Source organism: Streptomyces sp. LS1784 (genome assembly GCF_020103755.1).
Taxonomy (GTDB): Bacteria; Actinomycetota; Actinomycetes; order Streptomycetales; family Streptomycetaceae; genus Kitasatospora.
On record NZ_JAHSQD010000548.1, the window covers coordinates 1 to 5,450 of the forward strand.

At 70.2% G+C, this 5,450-nt stretch carries 9 protein-coding genes and 1 pseudogene; 1 reads left to right on the forward strand and 9 read right to left on the reverse strand.

Annotated features, from left to right (window positions below; genetic code table 11):
- The 3 genes and pseudogenes from KS423_RS37305 to KS423_RS47680 form a co-directional block, all read right to left on the reverse strand.
- A pseudogene (locus KS423_RS37305) lies at positions 1-445 on the reverse strand (hypothetical protein); the annotation flags it as partial.
- A gap of 79 nt (positions 446-524) precedes the next feature.
- Positions 525-1,241 carry a hypothetical protein gene (locus tag KS423_RS37310; RefSeq protein ID WP_263455643.1) on the reverse strand — a complete coding sequence of 239 codons (717 nt, stop codon included), beginning with the start codon at positions 1,239-1,241 and terminating at the stop codon, positions 525-527.
- Positions 1,238-1,441: a hypothetical protein gene (locus tag KS423_RS47680; protein WP_263455644.1), complete on the reverse strand. Its 204-nt coding sequence runs from the start codon at positions 1,439-1,441 to the stop codon at positions 1,238-1,240. The genes KS423_RS37310 and KS423_RS47680 overlap by 4 nt, the downstream gene beginning before the upstream one ends.
- Before the next feature lie 79 nt (positions 1,442-1,520).
- Here KS423_RS47680 and KS423_RS37320 point away from each other — a divergent pair, with 79 nt between their 5' ends.
- Positions 1,521-1,925, forward strand: coding sequence for an MBL fold metallo-hydrolase (locus KS423_RS37320; protein WP_224284178.1), 405 nt, complete (start codon positions 1,521-1,523; stop codon positions 1,923-1,925).
- A 45-nt stretch (positions 1,926-1,970) separates the two neighbouring features.
- On the opposite strand, the gene KS423_RS37325 is transcribed toward KS423_RS37320, so the two are convergent.
- From KS423_RS37325 to KS423_RS37350, 6 genes are all read right to left on the reverse strand, one after another.
- A complete protein-coding gene (locus KS423_RS37325) occupies positions 1,971-2,717 on the reverse strand; it encodes a hypothetical protein (RefSeq protein ID WP_224284179.1) in 747 nt (248 codons plus the stop codon).
- Positions 2,714-3,202, reverse strand: a complete 489-nt coding sequence (locus KS423_RS37330; RefSeq protein ID WP_224284180.1) for a GNAT family N-acetyltransferase — start codon at positions 3,200-3,202, stop codon at positions 2,714-2,716. Before KS423_RS37330 ends, KS423_RS37325 begins: the two co-directional genes overlap by 4 nt.
- Positions 3,203-3,318: 116 nt before the next feature.
- Positions 3,319-3,861 (reverse strand): GNAT family N-acetyltransferase, encoded by a 543-nt coding sequence (locus KS423_RS37335; RefSeq protein ID WP_224284181.1) that lies wholly within the window; start codon positions 3,859-3,861, stop codon positions 3,319-3,321.
- A gap of 62 nt (positions 3,862-3,923) precedes the next feature.
- Positions 3,924-4,112, reverse strand: a complete 189-nt coding sequence (locus tag KS423_RS37340; protein WP_224284182.1) for a hypothetical protein — start codon at positions 4,110-4,112, stop codon at positions 3,924-3,926.
- 159 nt (positions 4,113-4,271) lie between these two features.
- Entirely contained in the window at positions 4,272-4,493 is a 222-nt protein-coding gene (locus KS423_RS37345) for a hypothetical protein (RefSeq protein ID WP_224284183.1), read from the reverse strand.
- Between the two features lie 28 nt (positions 4,494-4,521).
- Entirely contained in the window at positions 4,522-5,115 is a 594-nt protein-coding gene (locus KS423_RS37350; protein ID WP_224284184.1) for a TetR/AcrR family transcriptional regulator, read from the reverse strand.
- Between the last annotated feature and the right edge of the window lie 335 nt (positions 5,116-5,450).

The window sequence follows — 5,450 nt, forward strand, 5'->3', positions numbered from 1 at the left end:
CTGCCGTGGCCAGGAAGTTCACGACGGCGTCCGCCGTACGGGATGCCTGCGGGGCTGCGGCAGCCTGCGGGGCCGGCTTCGCCTTGCCGGTCTTCCTCGCCCGGACGGGCTTGTCCGCCCCGGCTCGTTTCCTGCCGGTGACCGGACGCGCCTTGGCCGCGCCGCCGGTTCGAGCATGCGGCACCTCGGCCTCGAACTGCTCGGCCGGCACGGGGCGCGCCTCCTCGACAGCCTCCGCCAGGACGGCGGGCGCCGGATGGAGCAGGGGCGCCGCCGCCAGCGAGCGCAGACTGTCCAAAGCGGCCCGCACCGCCTCCAGACGTCCGGTGACAGCGCTCAACTCACTCTCCAGACGCTCCTGCTGCTCCTGGAGCGCGGGAAGCTCGCGTTCCAGCAGGGCAATGGTGGACTCGACGCCGTCACGCGTCTCAAATGTGGTGGTCATACCTACCTCGCTCATGGTTTCCGGATCCGACCGCCGCAGATGCGGTGGCACCCTCGTGGAAGGCATCGAGCAAGGCAGTCTACTGATCGGCCGGCTTGTTGTCGGTCAGCGAGGCGAGTTTCACATTGGCCTCTTCCTCGGCTGTCGCGAGGAAGAGGCGTCGGACTGGGCCAGCCGCTTGCCCACCGGCGCTGATCTGCGTAGGTGCCTCCCGTCGGACGGTCAGTTTGCGGTGGCGTGGGCGTTGTTCCGGCGGCAGCGTGTCGATCATTTCGCGGATCTCGGTGACGAGGTGGTCGAGGGCTTGGCGGGAGACGCCGGTCAGCGCGGGGTGGGTGGCCAGGGCCGCGTCGAAGGTGTGGGCCGTGCGAGGGTGGGAACGACGTCCGGGCGGCTGCAGCGGCACCGGCGGGACGCCCGGCTGCGGCGGGGCGGCGTAGCGCAGCGGCCACTCCTCGTCGTAGGGCACGACCTCCAGATGCTCGACAGGCGGGGCGCCGTGCACCCATGGGTTCTCCTCGCCCTGGTCGCGGGCTTCTTCGTTCCGTTCTGTCATTCGGCCACCCTGGGAACGCAGACTGCCGTGCGGGAGGCCGACCTCGCGCTCGACGGTGTCCCGCACGAGGGCGTGAACGTCACCGTAGGTGGTCTCGGAACGCATGGAGACCTGGACGAGGACGCCGTCGACGAGGACGAGGATGCGCAGGGCGCTGGCGGCCGGATCGGGGACGAAGAAGACGCCGGCGTCGTGGCCGCGCCGGAGCAGGTCGGCCAGGACGTCGAGTCCCGCGATCATCTGCCTGTCGACTTCGCGGGCCAGTTCGGGCCGCCGGGGGGGGCGGCGACCCAGGCGCTCATCCAGATGCGGGCGTTGGCGCTTCCCATGCTGAGGGACCGCTCGATCAGCGCGCGGAGGGCATCGGCGGGCGGCAGGTCCTGGCACGCCTGCTTGTCCCGGTCGTTCTGGGCGCTCGCGGTCTGGGCGAACGCGGCCACGACGAGATCGTCGACGGCGGGGAAGTAGTGGTGGATCAGCCCCGACGTGACGCCGAGCGTGTTGGCGACGTCGCGTGAAGTGATCCGGTCAGACGTACCCGACCTGCTGATCTCCGCCGTCCCGTACGCGCACTACGACCCGCACGCCTACCGGCTGCGTCCGGCCCGCGTCAGCCGGCACCTGACCGACGGCGACACCATCGACCTCGGCGACCGGCAGCTCACCGTCCTGCACCTGCCCGGACACAGCCCCGGCAGCATCGCGCTGTACGACGCCCGGACCCAGACGCTCTTCTCCGGCGACGTGGTCTACGACGACCAGCTCCTCGACGACATCCACGGAGCCGCCCAGAATGCGTACGTCGCCACCATGGCCAGACTGCGCGACCTGCCCATCACCGTCGTCCACCCCGGACACGGGCCCTCGTTCGACGGAACCCGGCTACGCGAGATCGCCGACACCTACATCGCCGCCCGCACCTGAGAGGACGTTCTGAGCCGCTTTGCCCGGTTCGACTGTTGGCTCGGGTCAGGAGGGCGGCTGGGCCGGGGAGTTCGGGCGGGGCCGCATCAGTAGCAGGTCCTCGCCCCAGGCGTCCAGCACCGCCGCGTGGCCGGCGGCCCGGGCAGCCGCCTCGGCCCGGGCGAAGAGCCGCTGCTGCGTCGCCACTTCGCCGGTCGCCGTGATCCGGGCGACGGTGTCCAGCAGCGCGGCGCTCTCCCAGCCGGGCAGCGGGAACCGGTCCAGCTCCCAGGCCAAATACTTGTTGTAGGGGCGCGGTCGGCGGTCCAGGGCGAAGAGCAGGTCGAGCAGGAACCCGACACTGGCGGCCGCGTCGAGGTGGCTGGCGAGCGGGTTGCCATCGCGGTGGTTCTTGACCGAGCGGTAGAGCGAGTTGGCGTAGGCGTCCAGCAGGGCGGCGCCGGACCGGAAGGCCTCCTCGGCGCCGAGCCGTCCCATCGCGGCGACGGTCCGGGTGATCTCCCCGTCGCGGCGGTCGACCAGCACCCGGGAGCGGGCGATGGCGTACCGCTCCCAGTCGGCGGGCCGGCGGAACCGTTCGAGGGTGGTGACGACCAGGTCGAGCCGCGCGGAGCGGTAGCCGTCGAGCGCGGCCAGCTCGCTCGCCGCGTCGTCGGCGAGGATGACGTAGAGGTCGTGGTCGGAGTGACGGGTGGTCATGCCGTCGTGGGCCCGGGAGCCCTTGAGGACGAGCCCGATGACGGCCGGGTCGGCCGTCGCATCGGCGATGAACGCCGCGAAATCCAGCGTCATGCCAGGTCCTTGCGCATCATCGTGCACATCGTCTCGTACCGCTGGAGCGAGCCGTCCTTGGCCTCCACGTCCCAGGAGTCGAGCTCGCGGCTGAAGGCCCGGTAGCCCAGGCGTTCGTAGAGGGCGCGGGCGCGCGGGTTGCTCTCCTCGACGCCGAGTTCGGCGCGGGTCAGGCCCCGGGCGCCGATCCGCTGCTCGGCGGAGCGGATCAGCAGTGTGCCGATCCCGCAGGACTGCAGGGCCGGGTGGACGCTGAGTTGCCAGAGCGTGCCGGCGCCGGGTTTGACCGTGTAGTCGATGCCGCCGACCGCCACCGGGAGCCCGACCGGCGTGCAGACCGCCAGGTAGTCGATCTCGCCCGCCTCGGCGCGGCGGATCTGGTGGACGAGTTCGCGCACGTGCTTGGGGGAGCCGGCCCAGCCGCAGGACGGCAGGTCCGCGTCGGTGAGGCCACGCACCGACAGGTGCAGTCTGATCTCGGTCATCGCCGCATCCCTTCGACTCCGACAGCGGCCGTCTGCCATTTCAGCAAGCCGGTCCCCGTGCCGTCCAAGGGGTTTCGGCTCAGGGCCGTGCGTCCCGAGCCGGTTCCCGCTTGCTGTCAGTGGTCAGCACCATGGGCTGGTTCGCGGGACAGGTTGCGGACGTACCAGTCGAACCGGTTGCCGTCCGCATCCAGGACTTGCTTGACGTAGGTGAAGCCCGCCCTGAGGGCGACCGCGGCCGAGCCCGGGTTCTCCGGAGCCACCTGGATCACCGCCTGATCTGCTCCTTCGCCTGCCGCGTATCGGCAGACCAGGAGGACCGCGCGGGTCGCCAGGCCCCGTCCACGCCAGGCGGGGTAGAGCCCGTAGGCGATGTTCACCTGCCCAGCGGCAAGGCCGGCCATCTCGAACCGGAGGTCGATCGTTCCCGCGAGGGTCTGCTCGGCGCCCACTCGGATTCCGAAGGCACACAACGGTCCCTTGGTGGCCCACTGTTCCATGCAGTGGCGGATGTATTTCTCGGTGCCGGCCCGAGTGCCCGGCCCCCCGTTCAGCCAGCGCACCAAGAGGTCGTCCTCGCCAGCCAGGTGGGCATTGACGTCGGCCGGGCTCAGGGGCGACAGGGTGAGATCGCCGACGGTCAGCTTCAGATCACGCATCCGCCGACTCTCGGTCCTTCCACGGTGGCCAGGCAATCCGATATCCGGGTTGTGCCACCGATTCAACCGTCGACTTGGGTCGGGTGCGCTGGTGGTGCGGAGTTGCTCGGGCGGTGCTGGGCGAACAGACCGCGTTCGGGCTCGGTGAGGACGCCGAGGCTGACCAGGCGCTTGAGCTTGTGCCGGGTGCTCTCGATGTTCTTCGGCATGATGGCGAGGTCGAGGCGCTCGCACAGGTCGCGGGCGCGCATTGGCCCGGTCGGGCGCGGACCGCCCGGGGCGCATGCCGCGATGCGCACCGAGGGCATCGCCGAGCAGTTCCGACTCCACCCGAATGCTGGTTGTCGGCAGCGGGTGAAACGAGGACCACGGACGGCGGATCAAAAGCGGGTCACTGCGTGACCTCTTGATCATCCTGACTTCACTGGTACGGGAGTCGGGAGGGAAGAGGTGATCGGGGTGGAGGACTGGGCCGAGATCCGGCGGCTGCATCGGGGCGAGGGGTTGTCGGCACGGGCTGTGGCCCGGCAGTCTCCGTCGGGGCGGGCGATGTACCCGTCCAGGCTCGTGCCGATCTGGACGAGGGTGCGGAAGGAGCGCTCACGCGGCGCGGGGGCGGATGCGGTGGTCATGATCTCGTTCCTTGTCTTACGGGGCTGGTCAGCAGGAAGTGCGGTGGGGGTCGAGGACGGCGTCCAAGGCGGTGCGCTGGCGCTGGGAGAGGGTGCCCTGCCGGTCGATCGCCCACATCAGTCCGGCGCCGGCGGCCGTTGCCTGCACCGTCGCGGCCAGTGCCGTGGTGTCGGTGCCCGGTCGCAGCTCTCCCGCGTCCACGGCGTGATCCAGCAGCGCCGTGACCGCCCGGGTCTGCGCCTGCTGGGAGTGCAGGGCGAGGTCGCGGAACTGCGGATCGCCGAGGTCCACGCAAAGGAACGCGAGGTGATGGGCGAACGTCTCCGGCGTGGTCATGGCCCCCCACACCTCGTCGGCCAGCGCTTCCAGGGCCTTCAGCGGGGAGTCGTGCGCGGCGCGTACGCGTTCGTACAGGGCATCGGTGTTCCGGGCGGTGTGCTCGGCCAGCGCCAGCAGGAGACCACGCTTGGACTGGAACCGCTGCACCAGCGTGCCCGGCACCAGCCCGACCTCCCGCGCGACCAGGGTCAGCGTCAGCTTCGCGGGCCCCTCGCGGCCCATCACCTCCACCGCCGCCTGCAAGATCGCCGCGTCATCGACCGCTCTCGGACGTCCGGCCATGATTCCTCCCCGTCATTAATAAATGCTCGTTCATTTACTAAATCAGGAGGCTGGGCGGACAGCAAACCGGAGACATCACCGGGCACCTGCGGCCCGCGCGTCGCGGGCACTTCTTCGCAGGCGCCACCCACGCCCAGCAGCGAGTGTCACGGTGCGGGGTCGGCTCGTCGGCGGAGCCGAGAAATCCGGTCCGGATCCACATTCCTTGATCGCGCCGCTAGGGCCTGTGTGATGTTGTGATCAATCAGTGGTCAGCAGGAGATCATCGATCCAGATCATCGAGGCGCGGAGGTGAAGGCCGGCGAGGTAGCTTTCCGGGCTCTTGTCATACCGGG

Coding starts and splice junctions, on each gene's coding strand:
- KS423_RS37340 (WP_224284182.1), bottom strand. CDS start 4,112: ATGCGCGCCCGCGACCTGTGCGAGCGCCTCGACCTCGCCATCATGCCG.
- KS423_RS37330 (WP_224284180.1), bottom strand. CDS start 3,202: ATGACCGAGATCAGACTGCACCTGTCGGTGCGTGGCCTCACCGACGCG.
- KS423_RS37335 (WP_224284181.1), bottom strand. CDS start 3,861: ATGCGTGATCTGAAGCTGACCGTCGGCGATCTCACCCTGTCGCCCCTG.
- KS423_RS37310 (WP_263455643.1), bottom strand. CDS start 1,241: ATGATCGCGGGACTCGACGTCCTGGCCGACCTGCTCCGGCGCGGCCAC.
- KS423_RS37350 (WP_224284184.1), bottom strand. CDS start 5,115: ATGGCCGGACGTCCGAGAGCGGTCGATGACGCGGCGATCTTGCAGGCG.
- KS423_RS37345 (WP_224284183.1), bottom strand. CDS start 4,493: ATGACCACCGCATCCGCCCCCGCGCCGCGTGAGCGCTCCTTCCGCACC.
- KS423_RS37325 (WP_224284179.1), bottom strand. CDS start 2,717: ATGACGCTGGATTTCGCGGCGTTCATCGCCGATGCGACGGCCGACCCG.